Raw genomic sequence first — 20,713 nt, forward strand, 5'->3', positions numbered from 1 at the left:
TCGTTGTGTCTTAATTCTTTCAGCCGTTCAAGTCTCTGTCAAATTGACCGGACTTGCTCGACCTGCTGGAATTAAGTCGCGCCCCGCTTCCGGGACAACCCCTCGAACTTACTCCCAAGCCCGACTCTTGTCGAATCGACCTTCCGTGGACGCGGACGTTCACCGGAGTGGCAGTTCTGAAGGTGGCCCCCGAGTGAGGCCGACGATCAACGCCGTCCTCGTGGGACTGGTGAACTCTATGTACGGCTCCCAGAACCGTCAAATCGGCGGCGCGCGACTCCTCGGCGAAGCTCGCTGGGTAGGTATTCCGGCGTGCGAGATCAGACCGTGCCCAGAGCACTCATCCTTCTGGTGGGCATCGCCGGCGCGGTGATCGCCCTTTTCGGACTTCGCGAGATCAATTCCATCGTCGGGCCCGTCGTCCTGGCGCTCGTACTGGTCATCGCCGTCGCCCCGGTGCGCAGTTGGCTGGCGGCCCGGCGGGCGCCGACGTGGGTGCAGGTCGCCGTGCCGTTCCTGGTCGTGGTGCTGATGTTGCTCGGCATGGTCGGGATCCTGACGATCTCGGTGACGCAGCTCGTGTCGTTGCTGCCGTCGTACACCAAACAGTTCCAGGCGCTGCTGGCCGAGTCCGAGCACTGGGCCGGTACTCATGGGCTGGGCAGCGACGTGCTGGGCAAGGCGGTGCAGGCGTTCGATCCGGGCCGGATGCTGGGTCTCGCGCAGAGCCTGCTCGGGAGCGTGATCGGCATCCTGTCCAGCCTGTTCCTCATCGTGGTGCTGCTGCTGGCGATGTGCCTCGACGCGCCGATGACGGCGCGGATCCTCACCACCGGGGAGGGGAACAGGCCGCAGCTGGTGACGGCGCTGGCGATGTTCGCGCACAAGACGCGGCGGTATCTCATCGTCTCGACCGTCTTCGGGCTGATCGACGCGATTCTCGATGTGATCGTGCTGTCGTTGCTGAACGTGCCGTTGCCGCTGTTGTGGGGGGTGCTGGCGCTGATCGCCAACTACATCCCGAACATCGGGTTCATCATCGGGCTGCTGCCGCCGGCCATGCTGGCGCTGCTGGACGGCGGGGTGAAGACGATGGTGCTGGTCGTCGTGGCCTACATCGTCATCAACGTGGTCACGCAGTCGTTCATCATGCCGAAGTTCCTGGGGGACGCGGTCGGGCTCTCGACGACGATGACGTTCCTGTCGCTGATCGTGTGGACGTTCATGCTGGGGCCGCTCGGCGCGATCCTGGCGATCCCGCTCAGCCTGCTGACGCGGGCGTTGCTGATCGACAGCGATCCGAGCGCGAAGTGGGCGCAGGCGCTGGTGTCAGGCAAGATGCCGAACGGGTGAGAGCAGGCGGCCCAGCGTCACGCCGCTCAGCCGTTTGACGTCGTGGGACAGGTGGGCCTGGTCGGCGTAGCCGGCGCGGGCCGCGACGTCCGCCGGGGGGAGGCCCGTACGGGCGAGGGTGAGCGCGCGCTGGAACCGGGTGATGCGCTGGAGGGTCTTCGGCGAGTAGCCGAAGGAGGCGACGCTGCGGCGGTGGAGTTGGCGCTCGCTGAGGCCGAGGGTCCAGGCGACGTCGCGCACGCTGCGGCCCATGCGCAGCGCGCCGGCGATGGCGGGGGCGGCCGGGTCGGGACCGGGGGCCTCGCGCAGCCGGGCGAGGACGGCGGCGCGCATGACCGCGAGGCGGTCGGACGGCGCCTCGTCGAGGGCGGGCGCGGTGAGAGCGGCGAGTGCGGGCAGGGCGGTCAGGGGGACGCGGCGGTCGCGCAGCTCGTGGATCGGGACGCCGAAGACGGCGCCGGCCGCGCCGGGCCGGAAGCGGATGCCGACGAAGCTGTCGCCGGCCGCCATCGGGACCGGCTCCGGGCCGGTGTCGGGGCCGGCCACGAAGAGGCCGCCGGGCCCCCAGACGAGGTCGACGCAGGCGTCGGGCACCACCAGCTGGGTGGTGTCGCCCTCGCTGACCTGGTGCCACACGCACGCGATGCGGTCGACGAGGTCGGGGCCGGGGTGCCGTTCCGCGTACATGCCTCCAACGTATGCGACCCCGCCGACAGAACCGGGTCAGGGGTGGAGGCGGCCGTACGCGCGCAGGGTCCTCAGGCGCTGGACGGTCAGGTAGCCCGCCCATTCGTGCAGGACGAGCGGGGTCCAGGCGGCCCAGTTGGGGAGCCAGCCGCCTTCGGGGGTCTGGGCGGCCTCCATGACGTCGAGGTGGGTGTCGAGGGTGGCGGCGTCGAACAGGGGCAGGGCCGACGGCGCGGGCGCGAGGTCGAGCGGGTGATGGACCGCGCCCTCGGCGTGCGGGTCGAAGGTGACCGTGGCCAGGACGGCCTCGCGCAGGCGGGCGAACTCGGCGAGCGCGCGTTCGCGGTCGGGTACGTGCTCCAGGAACACGAGGAGGGCGCGGGCCTCGTACGGACTGGTCTCGGTGAGGTGGGCGACGCGGGACCAGCAGAAATCAGTGGCCGGGCCGAGCCAGGGGTGGGTGACGCCGTGCTTGTGCAGGAGCCCGGCGATCGCGGCGGTGGGGTTGAGGTTGCCGGGCGGGTCGTCGGCGGTCTGCCACCAGGGCGCGCGCGGCGTGTCGCGGACGGACGGCAACACGAACGGCACCCCGCCGCCCGCCGCCGTGATGCCCGACAGGTAGTCGCAGGCGGCGGCGACCATCGGGGAGTCGAAGGCGTCGAGCTCGTCGAGGATCCAGAAGGCGACCTCGACCGGCTGCGGCTGGCTGCCGGCGCCGCGCAGGTCGGGCTCCAGGGCGTTGCCGAAGCCGCCGTCGGGGTTCTGGTAGCAGCGCAGGGCGTCGAGCACCCGCTCGCGGGAGCCGCCGGCGAACAGCGCCTCGAACCTCAGCCTGTCGATCAGCCTGCCGTGGAGTCGCAGGAACTGTGCCGCCCGGTCAAGTGTGTCCATGTTCTTCTCCGTCGAAAGGCTGTCTTCCCGGCGAAGCTATCGTTCAGGGCGGGGCTGGTTCTTGTCCGAATCGGACGCGGCGGACGAGGTCATTTCATGTAGAAGACCGGACCGCGTGGCCGGAAGGGCAGCGGGGCGCCCTGGGGCACCAGGAAGGCGTGCTCGCGGCGGATGCGCAGCACGTCGCAGCGGCCGTCGGTGATCAGCAGGATCGGGCCGTCGGGCGGGAAGTCCTCGGCGCGTTCGAGCAGCTTGACGCCGGGCTGGAGGACGGTGCCGCCCCGGCCGCGTACCCTGACCCGGCCGGCGATCTCCTCGACCGGCAGGTAGCCGGCGTCGTACGCCATGGCGTCGCAGAACACGACCCTGGCCTTCGGGACGTCGCGGGCGGCGGCGTAGGAGGCGATGGCGCCGAGTGCCTTGCCGAGCAGCCTGACGTCCATGGAGCCGGAGGTGTCGAGCACGACGCCGAACGTCTTCTTCCGTACGACCTCCTCGGGTCGTACCCGGCCGGGCCGCGGGATGCCGGGGGTGGCGGCCTGGCGGCGGGAGGCGCGGGCGTACGAGCGGCGCTTCTCCTCGGGCTGGAAGTGCTCGTCGAACCAGCGGGCGAGCTGGGCGTCCCAGGGCAGCGGCGGCTGGTCGAGTGCGCGGATCTCCTGTTCGAGCCCGGCGGGCAGCAGGCCGCGTCCGCCGGACTGGTGGTAGGCCAGGCCGGTGCACAGCGCGTTGCGGTAGTACTCGTCGAGGTCGACGTAGGAGCCGGCGCGGCGTGGCGGGCGGTCGAGCACGTCGCCGAGCCCGCGTCCGCGCAGGGTGGCCAGCTTGCGCATACGCCGCAGGTCGCCGGTGATGCGGTCGTAGACGGCCTCGGCGGACATGGCGCTCAGCGACTGGTCGAACAGCAGCCCTTCGGGCATCTCGCCGACGCCCATCTCGACCAGCCAGCCGTTGATCACGTAGTCGCAGGCGACGTTCCACAGGTACGGGTCGCGCATCCCGGCGCGCTCGCCGTGGCGCAGCGCGGCGTGCAGCATCTCGTGGGCCAGGACGAAACGCCATTCGTGCTCGGTGTGCTCGGCCAGCGGGTTGACGTAGATCTCGCCCGCCTCGGCGCTGACCGCGGCGATCGAGATGTCCCAGCCCCTGGCCAGCTCGGCGTCCGAGACGATCTTCATGCCCGCGGCCAGCGCGCCGAGCAGCGGGTACGACGACATGAACCAGCGCAGCGCGACGTCCCAGGGGCCCTTGACGTGGCCTTCGACGGGGGTGCGCGGCGCGCCCGCCCGGTCCAGCGCGGACGTGGCCGCCTCCGCGATGCCGATCGCGAACCTGCGGCGGAAGTCGAAGTGGTCGGCGTCCTCCTCGGTGGAGATCGGGAAGTCGGCCGGGCCGAGCGGCTGGAACCGCGGCGGGACGCCGAGCCTGCGCCACTGTTCGGACAGTGTCACCTCGTCCTCCTCGGGCAGCTCATCGGGCAGCGGCGCGGGGCAGCGGCCGATCTTGAGCGTGCGCAGGAAACGTTCGACGGCCACGCAGCAGGCGGCATGGAAGGCGGGGTCGGGCCGGTCGCCGTCGACGTCCTTGGGGGCGCACAGGCGCGGGTCGGCGTGGCCGAAGCCGAGGTGGAGCAGCAGGTGGCCGAAGACCCAGGACCACTCCTCGGCGGAGGCGCGGCGCTTGGGGTGGAAGGTGACGTCGCCGTCGCCGCCGACGACCGCCCACGCCTCGGGCGGCAGCCAGCCGTCGTCGGCCTCCAGCAGGTCGCTGCGGAAGCCGGCGAACAGCGGGTGGCGGGTGACGGCGGTCCAGCCCTTGAGCACCTCGGCCCGCCAGGGGTCGGCCTTGGGCTTGCGGCGGCTCACGCGCGGGCCGCCATGAGCCGGGGCACGTCCCTGCCGATCTCGACGAGGAACCAGATGGGCAGCGCGGGCGCGCCGTCCGCGTCGTTGGCGATGACGAGCTGGGCGCATTCGAGCGAGATCTCGGCCAGCTCGACGAGCCGGGTCTTGGCGCGGAAGCCCAGGTCGCGGCCGCGGGCGGAGGCGCCGCGCTGGTCGGCGGGCAGCTCCTTGATCAGGCGGGCGCGGAAGGCCTCGGCGAGGAAGTAGAGCAGGTCGCGCTCCTCCGGGCGGCGCGGCCAGGGGGCCTCGCCCTTGAGGACGGCGTCGAGGTCGTAGGCGTGGCGGACGGTCTTGACGTAGGCGCGGAAGGCCGAGGCGTGGGCGGTGGTGAGGGTGCCGAAGGCGAGCATCGCGATCGTCTCGTCGTCGACGTCGTCGCCGTAGGAGGTGAGCACGTCGGAGAGCATGTGCCAGGCGCGCGGCGAGGAGAACGGCTCCTCTGTCTTGGGCGGCGTGCTCCACAGGTGGTCGGGACGCTGGGCGACGTAGTCGACGACCCACGGGTGGATGCCGTTGGCCGCCGCCCAGGTCAGCCAGTCGTCGGCCGAGGCGTGCAGGTGTACGTGGACCAGGCGGTTGATCAGCGCCGAGGCCATCGGACGGGCCAGCGCGTTGTCGGTGGCCCGGTTGCCGGCACCGATCACGACCGAGCCTTCGGGCAGCTCGTACGTGCCGATGCGGCGGTCGAGGATGAGCGAGTAGAACGCCTTCTGCACCTCGGGCGCCGAGGCGTTGAGCTCGTCGAGGAACAGGCAGTAGGGCTCGTCGCGGGCGATGGACTCCGGCGGGGCGAACCGGCTGCGCCCGCCGACCAGCTCGGGCACGCCGATCAGGTCCTCGGGGGCGAGCTGGGTGCCGAGCAGGGTCACGCATTCCAGGTCGAGCGAGCGGGCGAACTCGCGTACCAGCGAGCTCTTGCCGATGCCGGGGGCGCCCCACAGGAAGACCGGGCGGACCACGGCGACGTGCAGCAGCACCTCCGGCAGGCGTGCCGGGGTGACCTTGACCGTTGCCTGCATGCCTCCCAGAGTGGCGAACCGGGGTGGGCGTCCGCATCACATTAATCGTTTGCCCTGGTGGCGCGGGCCCGCCTACTGTCGGCGCCATGTGTTCCATGTTCTGCACCGTGTTCATCCGCATCCGCCACGGCCGGGCTCTGGCCTGCTAGCGGACGGCTGACATCGCGCGTCCGCAGGCGCGCCCAGGGCCCTTCGAGACCCGTTCATCTCGAAGACCCGAAGGGGCAGTGCTGTGGCGCAGAATTTCGCGCACGGAAACTATTCACACACTCAGAAGAACGTCAGGAACGGCGGCGGCGGTCGCACGCCCGCCGACCGGATCAGGCGTGAGCTCTCGCAGAACTTCATGGCCGATCGGCATGCCGTGGAGCTGGTGGTCAAGGCGGCGGCGCCGGAGGGTCTGGTGCTCGAACCCGGCTGCGGGCCGGGCGCGATCACGCTGGCGCTGGCCGAGGCCGGGGCCCGCGTGATCGGCTACGAGCTCGATCCCCGGCTCGCGGGGCGGCTGGCCTCGCGTACGCGTACCGATCCGCGGATCGAGGTGGTCAGGGGCGACTTCACGGCGGCCCGGGCGCCGGGCGAGCCGTTCGCGGTCGTGGGCAACATCCCGTACTCGATCACGTCGAGGATCGTCGACTGGTGCCTGCGGGCGCGGGAGCTGACCTCGGCGACGCTGGTCACGCAGCGGGAGTACGCGCGCAAGCGTACGGGCGACTACGGCCGGTGGAGCCTCGTGACGGTGTCGTCGTGGCCGTGGTTCGACTGGCGGCTCGGCGACACGATCGGCAGGGAGAGCTTCCGTCCCGTGCCGTCGGTCGACTCGGCGATCCTGCGCCTGCGCCGGCGGCCGGAGCCGCTGGTCACGGATCGCGGCGGCTACCTGGAGCTGGTCGAACTGGGCTTCGGCGGGGTCGGCGGCTCCGTACGGGCCTCGCTGCGCACCCGCTACCGGGGGGTGGACGCGGCGCTCGGCGAGGCGGGCGTGGCCCGCGACGCCGTCGTGGGCCACGTGCACCCGGATCAGTGGGTCGCGCTGTGGCGGCGGCTATGCCGCTGAGGTGACCTTGGCCGCCGCCCCGACGGCGGCGGCCCTGCTCCCGGCCTTGGCCACGCGGCGGCCCCAGGGCATGGCCAGCAGCAGGACCGGCAGCAGCACGATGGAGGCCCGCGACCAGTCGCGGTGCAGGTACCACCAGTCGTTCACGCTGAACTGCGTCATGTAGAGGTAGCCGAAGGCGGCCCAGGTGGAGGCGCCGATGATGGCCGGCCAGGCCCACCTGGTCGGCCTGGCCACCAGGAACGGCATGAACCACAGCAGGTACTGGGCGCCGAGCCGGGGCGTCATGACCATGAAGACGAGCAGGATGGCCGTGGTCAGGTCGATCGGGTCGGCGCGCCGCCACAGCAGCAGTACGGCGACGACGCTGATGTAGATGAGCTTCGTGCCGAACGAGGCCAGCCCCGGCATCAGCGCCCAGTCGCCGCCGGTGAACCACGGGGTGTAACCCCATTCGCCGACGATCGGGCGGATGTCCTGGATGGTACGGATGACCGCGGGGATCTCGTCGAGCGTGGTGCCCGCGAAGATCGGCGAGGTGAGCAGGAAGAACACCGGGACCAGGCCGGTGACGGCGAGGGCGGCGATCCTGGCGCGCAGGTGGGGCAGGAGCAGCAGCATGCCGGGGATCAACCAGATCGGCCAGCTTTTGGCGCACAGCGCGAGGCCCATGAGGAGCCCGGCGAGCAGGCCGCGCCGCAGGTCGGCCCGGTCGGTGGAGCCCGGCAGGAGGGCCCGGCGGAGCATGCCGCCGCGGCCGAGCACCCGGCGCGCCGAGGGGCCGATCCCGTAGGCGGACACCCCGTTGCGCACGCGGGCGACGACGTCGGTCGTGATGCCGGGGCGGTCGGGGTCGCCGGGCCCGCGGGCGACGACGAACGCGGCCACGCCGAACACGAGCGCGACCGGCTCGACCTGGCCGTGGACGCTGGCGATGAGCAGGGCGAGCGGGTTGAGCGCGTACTGGAGGGCGCGCAGGGAGGACTTGGGGCCGCCGGCCAGCTTGCCGACCAGCGGGATCAGCACGATGTCGGCGACGACGGTGACCAGGCGGCCGGCGTACTCCCATGGGATGCCGAGCCAGAGCAGGATGCCGTAGACGTAGGGGATGGTCGGCAGGAAGTGCCAGCCGCCCTCGCTGGCCAGGACCGGGTCCTTGCCCTGGAGGACCGCTTCGCCGGCCGGTTTGAAGCTCTCCATGAAGTCGACGGGTTGCCAGGAGTCGATCGCCGACGTGTACATGATCAGCACCCGTACGGCGACGCCGACGAGGACGGCGACGTAGAGGGGTGGCCGCCAATCCCGCCACTGCGCGACGAGGGCGAGCAGGACACCGGCGACGAGGACTATCCCCGTGAGAACTGCGTAATCCATGGCGGCCCCTAGCCTGCCGTAACAATCTGAGTGCCGCCACCTGGGCTTCCAATTCTTATCCCCGACATGCGGACACGTAACGCGATAGAACATGACTGTCTGTGTTGAACTTTTTCCATGGGGGGATCGCAGGTCAACCAGGCACTGGTCAGGCTCTATTTCGAGGTGCGGCACGGGGTCCGCGACCCGGTCGCGGCCTGGGCGAAACTCACAGGGAACTCTCAGGTCTACCGGGCCCGGCGCGGCGAGCGGAGAGTGCCGCTGGACGACGCCACGGCGGCCGAGCTGGCGGCGGCGGCGATCGTGCACACCGCCTCCGAGCACGGCGCGGACCGGGTGGCGGCGCTGGCGACGTCGCCGCTGGCCGGGCTGGTGGGCGGGCTGGGCGGCGCGCTGCTGACCGAGCATCCGTGCGCGTCGGAGCAGGTGCTCGGGCCGCGTTTCACGGGGCCGGGGGCCGATGACTGGGCGCGGGCGGCGTACGTGCTGCTGTGGGGCGAGAACAACCGGCTGGCCCGTACGGCGGACACGCCTTGGGTGATCGCCGGGCGGTACAAGGGGCAGAAGGTGGTGGCGATCGGCACCCATCCGACCCGGTTGTCGGACGAGACGCTGGTCGTGCGGCCGGGCACGGACGGCGCGCTGGCGATGGCGATGGGCCACGTGCTGCTGAAGGAGTTCTTCCTGGACCGGCCGCCGTTCGCCGCGCACGCGATGGAGCGTACGGACCTGCCGTTCCTGGTGCGGCTGCGCGAGCGTGAGGACGCGTACGTGCCGGGCGGGCTGCTCGGCCGGACCTGCGACCGGCTCAGCCTGTACGGCGGCGAGGCCGTGCAGGTGCTGCTGCCGCGTTTCGACTTCGGGCCGGGCGTGTTGCGGCGCGGCGTGCCGGTCGTCCGGGACGGCGGCGAGCTGGTGACCACGGTGTTCGACCTGCTGCTGGCCGCCTACGGCGTGGCGCGCGACGGGTTGCCGGGGGTGTGGCCGCAGGGGTACGCGGATCGGGAGCCGTACACGCCGGGGTGGCAGGAGATCTACACCGGGGTGGCCGCGTCGCGGACCGTGAAGACCGCGCGGGAGCTGGGCGTGACGGCGGAGAAGACCGGCGGGCGGTGCATGATCGTGCCGGGGCGGCTGGAGACGCCGCACGCCGACACGGCCTACCGGGCGATGCTGGCGTTGCTGGTGCTGACCGGGTGCGGCAGCGGGTGGGCGCAGCCGGCGGGCGGTGAGGGGATCCCGCTGGTGCCGTACCTGTGCCTGCACGCCTGCGGCGAGGACCGCGCGGACGTGGGCGCGCTGAGCTGGGCCCTGTGCGAGGGGCTGTTCGCGCGCCGCACGTCGCGCTCGGTCCTGCTGGAGGCGGTGCGCGACGGGTGGCCGATGGCGCCCTCGCCGCGCGTGCTGGCGATCTCCCGGCCGATCTATCCGCTGCCGCCGGAGGTCGACCTGCTCATCGGCCCCGACGAGCAGTGCGACCTCGCGCCGCCGGACGCGGAGTTGGTGGCCGAGGCGGTGGCGCGGCTGGCCGGGCGTACCGCCCGGGCGGACCCGGGCGGCACGCCGGCGGACGGGCGCATGCGCCTGATGGTCGACCACGCCTGGATGCACGAGTACGGCGAGGCGCTGCCGACCTACCGTCCGCCGGGGTTGGGGGTGCAGCTCAAGCCCACCCAGCTGGTCCGGCCGTTCACAGGCCGTTGAGGTAGGACCGGTGACTCCTTGAGAACTCGAAGGCGTTGTACCTGTCCCAGTTGATCGACCAGGTCATCAGGCCGCGCAGGTTGGGGTAGACGCCGCGCGGTTTGTAGGAGCCGCAGTTGACGCCCTTGGCCAGGCAGTCGAACGCCTTCTGCACCTCCCCGACGGTGGTGAACCCGTTGCCCGCGTTGGGCGAGGCGGGCAGTCCGATGGCCACCTGGTCCTGGCGCAGCGGCGGGAACACGTTGTTGGGATTGCCCATGATCGGGAAGCCGGCCAGCAGCATGTCCGTCATGGCGACGTGGAAGTCGTGCCCGCCCATCGTGTGGTACTGGTTGTCCAGGCCGGTGATCGGCCCGGAGTTGTAGTCCTGCACGTGCAGGAGGGTCAGGTCGTCGCGCAGGGCGTGGATGACGGGCAGGTAGGAGGCGGCCCTGCTGTCGGCCGAGCCGTTCGGGCCGGGGCCGTAGAACTGGTAGCCGAGCTGGACGAAGAACGTCTCGGGCGCCATGGTGAGCACGAACTTGGCGCCGTAGCGGCTCTTGAGCGCGCGCAGCGCGGAGATCAGGTTGACGACGACGGGTGTGGTGGGGTTGGCCAGGTTCGTGTCGCCCTGGTTGAGATAGAGGGAGTGGCCCTCGAAGTCCACGTCGAGGCCGTCGAGGCCGTACCTGTCGATGATGGCCGCGACCGACTCGACGAACTTGTCGCGGGCCGCCGTGGTGGTGAGCTGCACCTGGCCGTTCTGGCCGCCGATCGAGATGAGCACCTTCTTGCCCTGGGCCTGCTTGGCCTTGATGGCGGCGACGAAGTCGGCCTCGGGTTCGACGTTCGGGCACTCGGCGACCGGGCATTGGCGGAAGCGGATGTCGCCCGAGGTCACCGAGGTGGGCTCGCCGAAGGCCAGGTTGATGACGTCCCATTCGGCGGGGACGTCGGCCATGCGGATGTAGCCGGAGCCGTTGGCGAAGGAGGCGTGCAGGTAGCCGACCAGGACGCGCTTGGGCAGGCCGCCGCCTCCGCCGCCGCCGGTCGTGGTGGTGCCGGTGGCCTCGGAGGTGTAGGCCGAGCAGTTGCCGGCCGCGTCGCAGGCGCGGACCTTGAAGCGGTACGTGGTCGAGGCGTTGAGGCCGGTGGCGGTGTAACTGGTGCCGGTCACGGCGACCGGGGAGCCGCCGTCGCGGGAGACCTCGTACCGGTCGACGCCGACGTTGTCGGTGGAGGCCGACCAGGTGGCGGTGAGCGTGCTGCTCGTGGCACCGCCCACGGTCAGGTTGCCGGGAACGGTGGGGGCCTGGTTGTCGCCGCCGCCTCCGCCGCCGGGTGCGCCGTCCAGGACGATGTCGTCGGCGACGTAGGCGGTCTGGCCGTACCAGCCGTTGAGGTAGATCGTCACGGACGTGGTGCTCGCGCCGGTGGTGAAGGTGGTGCGCAGCTGCGTCCAGGCCGAGCCGGGCGAGCCCCACGTCTGCGGGTCGGTGCCGCCGGTGCCGGTCGCGCCGAGGAAGACGTAGCTGCCCTGCACCCAGGCCGACAGCGTGTACGACGACGACGGCTGCACCCTGATCTGCTGCTGGCACCGGGCGGTGTCGACGCCCGCCGGGGTGGCCCGCAGGGCCTTCGTGCCGCCGTGGACGGGAGAGGTGACGGCGGCGGCGCCGGAGGAGGCGCTGCAGGTCCAGCCGGTCAGCCCGTCCTCGAAGCCGGGATTGACGGCGATGTTGGCCGCCAGGGCGGGAGTGGCGGTCAGTCCCGCCGTGCCGAGGGCGAGCGCGACCGCCGCCACGGCGGTGCGCCACCTGAAGATGCCGCTCATCCGGTGAACCCCTTGAAGATGTTCGTGAACTCGTAGCTGGACTGGGAGATCCCGCTGCAGGTGGGTGAGATCTGGCCGTTCGGGCAGCCGCCGTTGTCGCGGGCCGCGGACCAGAAGCCGACGAATCCGATGTGGTTGCTGTTGGCCCAGGTCAGGAGCTTGCGGGCGTCGGCCTGGGTGGTGGTCATGCCGGTGTCGTTCTTGCCGATCATGGGGGTGACGCCGAACGCGCGCCTGAGCTGGGCGTCGCTCTTGGCGGGCCAGACGCCCTTCATCTGGCCGAGCGTGGCCTGTGCGGCGGCGGTCATCGCGTCGCCCCAGTTGCCGGTGTAGCCGAAGTTCATCAGCATCGGGTTGACGATCACGTCGAGGCCCTTGGCGGCGGCGTCCTGGAGGATCTGCAGCGAGAACGGGTCCACGCCGTAGTCCTGGCCCTGCACGCGCAGCGTGTAGCTGATCACCGTGCCGCGCTCGCTCTGGAGCTGCTTGAGCGCGGTGTTGACCTTGCCGGCGTCGATGCTCGCCTCGACGTCGATGTCCAGGTGGTTGGTGCCGACGGTGTCGAGCACCTTCTTGTACGCGGCCAGCAGCGCCGCCGAGGTGCCGCAGGCGTGCTCCAGGTACGGGCCGACCGCGCCGCCGCTGGCCACGACCACCTGGCCGCCCTGGGCCTGGAGTGCCTTGACGTCGTTGATGATCCGGGTGTCGGCGAGCGGGATCGTGCCGCCCCAGGCGGGGTTGCAGCCGCTGCTGTCGCCGAGGACGAAGGCCAGCGTGTAGTTCTTCACGCCGGTCGCGTTGGCCGCGCCCACCAGGGACGGGCTGGTCATCGTGATGTCGATGTAGGGGGCGTACCTGATGTCGCCGGCGGGCGGGACGGTGTCCTTGGAGGTGCGGCCGCTGACCGGGGCCGAGTAGGCCGAGCAGTTGCCGGCGGCGTCGCAGGCCCTGACGCGGAAGGCGTAGGCGGTGTCGGGGGTCAGGCCGGTGGCGGTGTGGCTGGTCGTGGGTACGGCGACGGGGGCGGCGTCGTCCCTGGAGACCTCGTAGCGGGCCACCGAGCCGGAGTTGTCGGTGGAGGCCGACCAGGTCACGGTGAGGGAGGTGCCGGTGGCGCCGCCGACGGCCACGCCGCCGGGGACGGTCGGGGCCTCGGTGTCGGGCGGGCCGCCGGGGCCGTCGAGCACGATGTCGTCGGCGGTGTAGGCGGTCTGGCCGTACCAGCCGTTGACGTACACGGTCACGGAGGTGGTGCTCGCGCCGGTGGTGAAGGAGGTCTTGAGCTGGCCCCACTGGTTGCCGGGGGCGCCCCACGTGCTGGCGTTGACGCCGGTGCCGGTCGCGCCGAGGAAGACGTAGGAGCCCTGGGCCCAGGCGGAGAGCTGGTAGGCGGTGCTGGGCTTGACGGTGATGGTCTGCTGGCATCGGGCGAGGTCGGACCCCTGCGGGGTGGCCTGGAGCGCCTGCGTGCCGCTGTGCGCGGGGGTGGTGACGGCCTGCGCGCCGGCCGGGCAGGTCCAGCCGCTCAGGCCGGACTCGAAGCCGGGGTTGGTCAGGATGTTCGCGGCGGCGGCGGGGGTGGCGTGCAGGGCGGTGAGTCCCAGTGCGGCCAGGGCCGTGGCCGCCAGTCCTCGCAGTCTCATGCGGGGTCTCATGCGGGTCCTTTCGGGGGGTGCGGACCGCGCGCCGGTGCGGCCCGCCACCCGGGGGTGACGGGCCGCCTCAGCGGGTCAGAAGCCAGCGGTGATCTTGGTGAACTCCCAGTTCTCCTGGGCGATGCCGCTGCAGTTCTCCGCGACGCCGCCACCCGGGCAGGGACGGTCGCGGTTGACCGACCAGAACGCGAGCCTGGTCAGGCCGTGGGAGTTGGCGTAGTCCCGGATCTGGGTCCAGGTGCTCTGGTTGGTGAGCTCCTGCTGGTCGGACAGACCGTTCATGCCGGAGATGCCCATGTGGGCGTACGCCTGGGCGTCGGTCCAGCCCTGGGCGGTCTTCAGGGCGTTCTTGAGCCCTTCGGCCGCGTTGACGGTGTTCTGGTACATGTTGGCGCCGCCGCCGAAGTCGAACGGCATGATCGTGTAGTTGTCGATCGGCACCGCCAGTTCCTTGGCGCGGTTGATCAGGCGGGTGCCGTAGTAGGTCGGGCCGGTGGTCGCGGTGCCGAAGGTGACGGCGATCTTGACGTTCGGGTTGGCCGACTTGACGATCTTGAGGGCGTTCAGGATGCGGTCCTGGACGGTCAGGTTCTCGAACTCGTCGGTGTTCTCGATGTCGAAGTCCACGACGGCCGGGCCGACGGCGTTGATGACCTTCTGGACCGCGCCGGCGAACAGCTCGGGCGTGGAGCAGTTCGGGCCGAGCTTGTTGCCCTGCCAGCCGCCGAAGGAGACCTGAACGCTGCCGCCGGCCGCCTTGATGGCCGAGATGGCCTGCGCGTCCTGGCCGCCGGACAGCGGGCGCTGCCCGTCCCAGGCCGGGTTGCAGCCGTTGCTGGCCAGGATGAACGCCATGGTGAACGACTTGATGCCGGTCGCGTTCATCACGGTGGTGGGAGAGGGCGGGTCGCCCCAGCCGGTGTAGAGGTAGGGGGCGCCGGGCATCTTGCCGCCGGTCGGGCAGCCGGTCGTGGTCGCGGAGACGTCACGTCCGGCCGACTCGCCGACCGAGTTGTACGCCTTGACGGTGTAGGTGTGGCTCTGGCAGACGCTCAGTCCGGAGATCGTCGTGCTGGTCCCGGTGACCTCGGCCTTCTGGGTCGCGCCCTCGTAGACGCGGTACCCGGTCACCGTGCCGGAGGAGGCGCCCCACGACAGCGCGATGCTGGTGTCGGTCACCGTCGTCGTGACCGTGCCGGGCTGGCCGGGCGCGCCGTTGCCGCCGGGGGTGGTGACGCTGAGCGTGTTGCTGACGCCGGACAGGTTCCCCGCGGCGTCGCGGGCCCGGACGGTGTAGGCGTAGGTGGTCGAGGCCGTCAGCCCGTTGTCGGTGTACGTCGTGCCGGTCGCGGTGCCGACCTGCGTGCCGCCCCGGTAGACGTTGTAGCCGGTCACGCCGACGTTGTCGGTGGAGGCGTCCCAGGCCAGGGAGGCGCTGGTCGAGGTGACGTTGGTCGAGCGGAGGTTGCCGGGCACCGACGGCGGTGTGGGGTCGCCCCCGCCGCCGCCCTGCTTCCACAGCGCGGGCACGTTCGGCGGCTCCCAGCCGGGCTGGGAGGTGTGGCCCTGGATGGCCACGTAGTCCACGCCGTTGTAGGTGACCGAGGCGCCCGTGGCGTACGCGGTCCACGGCGCCCAGGCGGCGGCCAGCTGCTGCTGGGCCGCGGCGCCGTAGGCCATGGGCACGCCGGTGGCGAGGCCGGCCCCGGTGAGGGCGATGGCCATGCCGGCCATCGAGGCGATCAGCTTTCTACGTAATCTCATGGCATTCCCTGAAGGTGCGGCTTGACGGTCTTGGAGAAGGACCAGTTGTTGCTGGCGTCCCAGTTGATGGACCAGGTCATCGCGCCCCGGATGTCCGGGTAGGCGCGCGGCGGCACGAAGGTCCCGCAACTGGTGCGCTTGGCCAGGCAGTCGAGTGCCTGGTTGACGAGGGAGGGCGAGACGACGCCGCCACCCGCGGCGCCGGGCCCGGCCGGCAGGCCCAGCGCCACCTGGTCGGGGCGCAGGCCGTTCTCCAGCTGGATGCAGGCCAGGGCGGTCATGAAGTTGACCGTCCCCTGCGAGTACGCGGCGGACTGGTCGCAGCCGAGCATGGAGCCCGAGTTGTAGTACTGCATGTTGACGACGGTGAGGATGTCCTTGATGTTCAGGGCGAGCCTGAAGTACTCCATCCCGGTCGACTGCATGTCGATGGTCTGCGGGGCCATCATGATGATCAGGCCGCTGCCCGCCTTGGCCCGCAGCGCCCGCAGGGCCTGGGCCATGTAGGTGGCGTTGAGGCCGTTCTCCAGGTCGATGTCCACGCCGTCGAAGCCGTAGTTCTGCATGAGCGCGTACACCGTGTCGGCGAACTTCGTCGCGGCCGTGCCGCTGGAGACCTGCACGCGGCCGGCTTCGCCGCCGACCGACAGGATGACCTTCTTGCCGCGCTGGTGCAGGGCCTGCACGTCGGCCTTGAACTGGGCGTCGGTGTAGCCGCCGAGCGCGGTGGAAAGGCCCGGGTCGACCGAGAAGACGACCTCGCCCGCGGTGGAGGTGGCCTCGCCGAACGCGATGGCGACCACGTCGTACTCGTTGGGCACGGCCGACAACTTCAGCTCGGTCGCCGCGTTGACGAAGTTGTGCCAGTAACCGGTGAGGAAGTGCTTGGGCAGCGGGTCGGTCGGGCAGCCCGGGGTGGTGAAGGAGAAGGTGTCGCTGGGCGGGCCGTCGCCGGTGGCGTTCGTCGCGGTGACCGTCAGCGTGTACGTGGTGCAGACGGTCAGGCCGGAGAGGGTGTAGGAGGTGCCGGTGACGGAGGCGACCTGGGAACCGTTGAGGCGGACCTTGTAACCGGTGGCCCCCGCGACCGCCGGCCAGGAGACCGTGACGCTGGTCGGGGAGCTGCTGGTCAGGCTGATCGCGCCGACCTTGCCGGGCACGCCGGTGCCGCAGCCCGTGGTGGTGGCGGTCACGGCGTCGCCGGCGGCCGACTCGCCCGCCGAGTTGTACGCCTTGACGGTGTAGGTGTGGTTCTCGCAGGTGCCGAGCCCGGTGACGGTCGCCGTGGTACCGGTGACCGTGGCCTTGACTGCGCTGCCTTCGTAGACGCGGTAGCCGGTCACCGTGCCTGAGGAGGCGCCCCAGGACAGGGCGATGCTGGTGTCGGTGCTGGTCGCGGTGGCCGTGCCGGGCTTGCCGGGGACCTCGACGGTCGAGCCGCCGCACGAGGAGCCGTTCAGCGTGCAGCCGGTGATGCCGGGGAAGTTGCCCGGGGCGCCGTTGAAGCCGAAGCTCGTGCTCGCCCCGGCCGCCAGCGGACCCGCCCAGCTCGGCGCGGTGAACGTGTAGTGCTGGCCGCTCCTGGTCAGGACCGCGTCCCAGGCGGACGGGATCGAGAACCCGGAGGGCACGTCGAACTGCACGTTCCAGCTCAGGGGGGCGATGGTGCCGTTGACGACGGTGACCTTGCCCTCGAAGCCGGAGCCCCAGTCGGAGACCTTGACGAAGGTCGCGGTGGCGGCGGCGGCTTGGGCGGGCAGGGCCAGGAGACTCAGTGCGAGGGTCGCGAGCGCAATGAGGATCGCGCGAAATCTCACTGTCGATTTCCGTTCTTCTGGCGTGCCGTACGGCTTGCACCGGGGGGTGAGAGCGCAAGCCGTACGGCACGGGCCCGTGGAGGTGAGACACGGGCCTTTTCGGGGGGTGTCAGCGCAGGCCGGTGGAACGGGGGCGCGCGGAGCTTGCAGCGGCAGTCAGGGCCGGTGCGAACGGGCACGGCCGCATGATCGCTCTCGCGGCTGGGAAACAACGTGGGGGGTGTCCACGCCCGCAGCGCCGGGGGCGTGGGAAAAGGATGGTTCGGGGGGTGTATCCGCAGCTCAGAGTCGAGTCACGCGGGTGGCGAGCGAGTCATGGGCCATCCGATCCATGATTTCTTTTAGGAAAGTTTCCTAAGAGTTGTCGCGATCGTAGCCTTGACACCGGGTGCTTACAAGACCCAATCACGTGACATCCCGTGACGTGCCGAAACACGCGGTACGGGACCGAAAGGCAGCGCCCCCTCGACCGGATCGGGGTCCGGAACGAGGGGGCGCGGCGGTCGGTCAGGGCTGCTGCGTGATCTTGACGTCGTCCACGCCGGCCTCCACGAGGGAGGCGCCGGAGGCATCGGCCGCGTCGATGAGGATGCGGACCGTCTGGCCCGCGTACGCGGTGAGGTCGGCCGTGGCCACGGCCCAGGCGCCGTTGCGGTTGGCGGCCGCGCCGGCCTGCTGGAGCACGGTGGTCGTGGTGCCGCCGACGACGCGGACCCGGAAGTAGTCCGCGCTGGAGGCGTTCGAGCCGTGCGCCAGGTACCACGACAACGACAGGCTCAGGGTGCCCGTCGAGGGCAGCGTGACGGGCGGCGACTGGATCGAGGTGACGCCGCCGTCGATGTCGTAGTCACCGGCGGCGGTGCCCGCCAGGCGGCCGGTCACCAGGTCGTTCGTGCCGCTGACCGTGGTGCCGAGCTGCTTGGCGCCCGAGGAGGTGGTCGCCTCGGGGTCACCGCGCTCCCACACGCCCGTGGTGGCGGTGTCGGTGCCGGACGGGTTCACCGTCCAGCCGGTCGCCGTCTCGAACGTGTCGGACCAGACCGTCACCGGCGGCGTGCCGGTGCCGCAGTACTGGGCCTCCTTGCCGATGATGCGGTACACGCAGTCCGAGTACTCGAGGAAGCGCAGCACGGCCTCCTTGTTGCGGGTGGTCTGCGGGACGATCTGCTCGTCCGGCGGGTAGAAGCCGGGGCTCGCGCCGACCGGGTACATCTCGAACGTGAAGCTGAAGATCTTGTACGCGCCCCACATCCAGTCGTCGATGGTCCCGTCGGTGATGTAGAGATCGCTGGACTGTTCGGGTGTGTACCCGTTGGTCGCGGCCATGTTCTGGCCGAGTGTGGCGTGGGCGTCCCGGTCGTCCTGGGTCAGGCCGGGGGCGGTGTCGTTGTAGGTGAAGCCGTAGGGCCACAGGACCAGTTCGCTGTAGGTGTGCCAGTCGAGGTTCGTCCTGATCTGCTGCACGCCGCCGACGACCCGGCTGCGTACCCAGTCGGCCGCCGCCTTGACCTCGGGGGCCGACTCGGCGCTCGCGCCGCGGTAGGTCTCGCTGGAGGTCGTGCCCGAGGAGCCGCCGCAGCAGCCCCACTGGTAGGCCCAGTTGCGGTTCAGGTCGGTGCCGACGGCCGAGGAGCCGGAGTTCGGCTGCCGGTTCTTGCGCCAGGAGCGGTACGTGCCGCTGGCGATGTCGTACTCGCCGCCGTCCGGGTTGAGGTCCGGCATGATCCAGATCTCGCGGGTGTTGACGAGGTTCGTGATCCTGGAGTCGGTGCCGTAGTTGTCGGTCAGCAGATGCATGATGTAGAGCGCCATCTCGACCGTCATGTGCTCGCGCGCGTGCTGGTGCGCGCTGAACAACACCTCGGGCTCGGCCTCGTCGGTGCCCACGTTGTCACTGATCTTGATCAGCCGCAGCGCCCGTCCCTCGTACGAGGTGCCGAACGTGCTCTGGCTCATGATCGAGGGATTGGCCGCGACCATGTTGTTGATCTCGGTCGTCATCTCCGCGAAGTTGTGGTAGCCGGAGTCGGCCGGCGGGAAGTCGAACGCCCCGGCGGCGGACGGGGGCGCCGGACGCGGCGCGTCCGCGACCCGGTAGCCGAGCCGCCTGATGGCCGCGATCTCCGCCGGAGTGGCGGTGACCAGCACCGAGTCCGGGTTCACCTCCTCGATGGCGGCCCCGGTGGCCGCCACCGCGCTGCGCTGCCGCGCGTCGGCCGGGCCGGAGACCCGGTACTGCTTGTTCGCCGGTGGCTCGGCGCCGGCGCCCGCACCGGTCATGCCGGTCAGGCTGACCATGCTCAGGACCGCCAGCAGGATGACTAATCGGCGTTTCACCTCGTCCTCCTCGCCCGCGCGGGGCTGGGGGTTGACCCGCGCCTGAACTGAGAGTGAAGACGTTGGGTGCTCTAGGAAAGACCCAATTTTCCGTCGAACCGGACCAGGGTCTCGGCCAGCGGTTTCCTGGCCAGATCAGGCACCTCGGCGTCGGGGGCCGCGTACCCGATCGGGAACAGGATGTAGGGCCGCTCGTTGGCCGGCCGGCCGCAGATCTCGGTCAGGAAGGCCATCGGGTTGGGCGTGTGGGTGAGCGTGGACAGGCCCATGGCGTGCAGGGCGGTGATGAACAGGCCGCAGGCGATGCCCACACTCTCGTTGACGTAGTAGTGCTTGACCTTCCGGCCGCCGGGGCGCACGCCGTACTTCTCGGCGAAGCACACCACCAGCCAGGGCACGACCTCCAGGTAGCCCTTGTCGGAGGTGGTCTCCAGCGGCGCCAGCGCCTCGCGCCACTCCTGCGGCAGTCGGCCGCCCTCGTAGTTCTGGCGTTCCTCCAGCTCGGCGGCCTCGCGGATGCGGCGCTTGGTCTCCGGGTCGCTGATCGCCACGAACTTCCACGGCTGCTGGTGGGCCCCGGACGGCGCGGTGTTGGCCGCCCGTACGGCCAGCTCGACGCACCGGTACGGCACCGGCTCGTCGCTGAAGAAGCGCACGCTGCGCCGCCGGTCCACCAGCGCGTGGAACTCCTCCCCGCGCTTGATCATCTCGTCGGCCTCGAAACGCTCGGGCCGGTAGGGGACGAACGGATACTGGTGCTCCATAAGATCCGCAGTCTCGGCATGACTGGCGGCTGTGACAACACCGGTCGCCGTATGCTGCCGATCTGACAGGAAAAATGGCTTTTGGGAGGCGAATATGCCGGCACGTCGCCGCGGGCTTGACGATCTGGACCTGCGCGTCCTGCGCCTGGTCGCCGAACGTCCGCGCAGCGGGCTGCTGGAGATCGCCCGGCTGCTCGGGGTGGCGCGCGGGACCGTACAGGCCAGGCTGGACCGGATGACCGCGGACGGCGTGATCACCGACTACGGCCCCAACCTGTCCCCCGCCGCGCTGGGCTACCCGGTGCAGGCGTTCACCACCCTGGAGGTCGAGCAGGCCGCCCGCGAGCACATCTCCAGGACGCTGGAGTCCATCCCCGAGTTGCTCGAAGCCTGCATCGTGACCGGTCCCGGCGACGTGTGGTGCCGCATCGCGGGCCGCGACAACGAGCACATCCAGCGGGTGATCGACGACATGCTGACGATCCCGGGCGTACGCAGGAGCACCACCGTCATCGCGCTGTCGACGGTGGTCCCTCACCGGGTGCGGCCGCTGGCGGCGGCTGACAGGTAGCTG

Annotated in this window: 15 protein-coding genes; 4 read left to right on the forward strand and 11 right to left on the reverse strand. The window is 70.8% G+C overall.

The features are described from left to right. The first annotated feature begins 312 nt into the window (after positions 1–312). Positions 313–1,353, forward strand: coding sequence for an AI-2E family transporter (locus IEZ27_RS20575; RefSeq protein WP_229824168.1), 1,041 nt, complete (start codon positions 313–315; stop codon positions 1,351–1,353). Here the strand turns inward: IEZ27_RS20575 and IEZ27_RS20580 are convergent. The 4 genes from IEZ27_RS20580 to IEZ27_RS20595 form a co-directional block, all read right to left on the reverse strand. Next, a complete protein-coding gene (locus IEZ27_RS20580) occupies positions 1,330–2,040 on the reverse strand; it encodes a helix-turn-helix transcriptional regulator (protein ID WP_189648754.1) in 711 nt (236 codons plus the stop codon). The two genes, IEZ27_RS20575 and IEZ27_RS20580, sit on opposite strands and share 24 nt — an antisense overlap. Before the next feature lie 36 nt (positions 2,041–2,076). Then, positions 2,077–2,931: a hypothetical protein gene (locus IEZ27_RS20585; RefSeq protein ID WP_189648755.1), complete on the reverse strand. Its 855-nt coding sequence runs from the start codon at positions 2,929–2,931 to the stop codon at positions 2,077–2,079. An 89-nt stretch (positions 2,932–3,020) separates the two neighbouring features. Then, the gene (locus IEZ27_RS20590) at positions 3,021–4,796 is read right to left on the reverse strand and encodes a vWA domain-containing protein (protein ID WP_229824169.1); all 1,776 of its coding nucleotides are present in this window, start codon (positions 4,794–4,796) and stop codon (positions 3,021–3,023) included. Then, positions 4,793–5,854 (reverse strand): ATP-binding protein, encoded by a 1,062-nt coding sequence (locus tag IEZ27_RS20595; protein ID WP_189648757.1) that lies wholly within the window; start codon positions 5,852–5,854, stop codon positions 4,793–4,795. Before IEZ27_RS20595 ends, IEZ27_RS20590 begins: the two co-directional genes overlap by 4 nt. Before the next feature lie 319 nt (positions 5,855–6,173). On the opposite strand from IEZ27_RS20595, the gene erm reads away from it, so the two are divergent. Continuing rightward, positions 6,174–6,911 (forward strand): ErmE/ErmH/ErmO/ErmR family 23S rRNA (adenine(2058)-N(6))-methyltransferase, encoded by a 738-nt coding sequence (erm, locus tag IEZ27_RS20600; protein ID WP_379478612.1) that lies wholly within the window; start codon positions 6,174–6,176, stop codon positions 6,909–6,911. Here erm and IEZ27_RS20605 read toward each other — a convergent pair. Continuing rightward, positions 6,900–8,285 carry a hypothetical protein gene (locus IEZ27_RS20605; protein WP_189648759.1) on the reverse strand — a complete coding sequence of 462 codons (1,386 nt, stop codon included), beginning with the start codon at positions 8,283–8,285 and terminating at the stop codon, positions 6,900–6,902. The genes erm and IEZ27_RS20605 overlap by 12 nt on opposite strands. A gap of 117 nt (positions 8,286–8,402) precedes the next feature. Between IEZ27_RS20605 and IEZ27_RS20610 the strand changes: the two genes are divergently transcribed. After that, positions 8,403–9,989: a molybdopterin-dependent oxidoreductase gene (locus IEZ27_RS20610; protein ID WP_189648760.1), complete on the forward strand. Its 1,587-nt coding sequence runs from the start codon at positions 8,403–8,405 to the stop codon at positions 9,987–9,989. On the opposite strand, the gene IEZ27_RS20615 is transcribed toward IEZ27_RS20610, so the two are convergent. From IEZ27_RS20615 to IEZ27_RS20640, 6 genes are all read right to left on the reverse strand, one after another. After that, a complete protein-coding gene (locus tag IEZ27_RS20615) occupies positions 9,976–11,802 on the reverse strand; it encodes a chitinase (protein WP_189648761.1) in 1,827 nt (608 codons plus the stop codon). The two genes, IEZ27_RS20610 and IEZ27_RS20615, sit on opposite strands and share 14 nt — an antisense overlap. Beyond that, positions 11,799–13,445, reverse strand: coding sequence for a carbohydrate binding domain-containing protein (locus tag IEZ27_RS20620; RefSeq protein WP_189648762.1), 1,647 nt, complete (start codon positions 13,443–13,445; stop codon positions 11,799–11,801). Before IEZ27_RS20620 ends, IEZ27_RS20615 begins: the two co-directional genes overlap by 4 nt. Before the next feature lie 87 nt (positions 13,446–13,532). Next, positions 13,533–15,221, reverse strand: coding sequence for a fibronectin type III domain-containing protein (locus IEZ27_RS55285; protein WP_189648763.1), 1,689 nt, complete (start codon positions 15,219–15,221; stop codon positions 13,533–13,535). Further along, positions 15,218–17,038, reverse strand: coding sequence for a cellulose binding domain-containing protein (locus tag IEZ27_RS20630; RefSeq protein WP_189648764.1), 1,821 nt, complete (start codon positions 17,036–17,038; stop codon positions 15,218–15,220). The genes IEZ27_RS55285 and IEZ27_RS20630 overlap by 4 nt, the downstream gene beginning before the upstream one ends. Before the next feature lie 507 nt (positions 17,039–17,545). After that, the gene (locus tag IEZ27_RS20635) at positions 17,546–19,375 is read right to left on the reverse strand and encodes a M14 family zinc carboxypeptidase (protein ID WP_229824171.1); all 1,830 of its coding nucleotides are present in this window, start codon (positions 19,373–19,375) and stop codon (positions 17,546–17,548) included. Between the two features lie 71 nt (positions 19,376–19,446). After that, complete coding sequence (locus tag IEZ27_RS20640; RefSeq protein WP_125649284.1) at positions 19,447–20,139, reverse strand: nitroreductase family protein; 693 nt, start codon at positions 20,137–20,139, stop codon at positions 19,447–19,449. Between the two features lie 94 nt (positions 20,140–20,233). On the opposite strand from IEZ27_RS20640, the gene IEZ27_RS20645 reads away from it, so the two are divergent. Continuing rightward, entirely contained in the window at positions 20,234–20,710 is a 477-nt protein-coding gene (locus IEZ27_RS20645) for an Lrp/AsnC family transcriptional regulator (RefSeq protein ID WP_125649281.1), read from the forward strand. Positions 20,711–20,713: the final 3 nt, after the last annotated feature.

The sequence above is a fragment of the Nonomuraea spiralis genome, from assembly GCF_014648435.1.
Lineage (GTDB): Bacteria > Actinomycetota > Actinomycetes > Streptosporangiales > Streptosporangiaceae > Nonomuraea > Nonomuraea spiralis.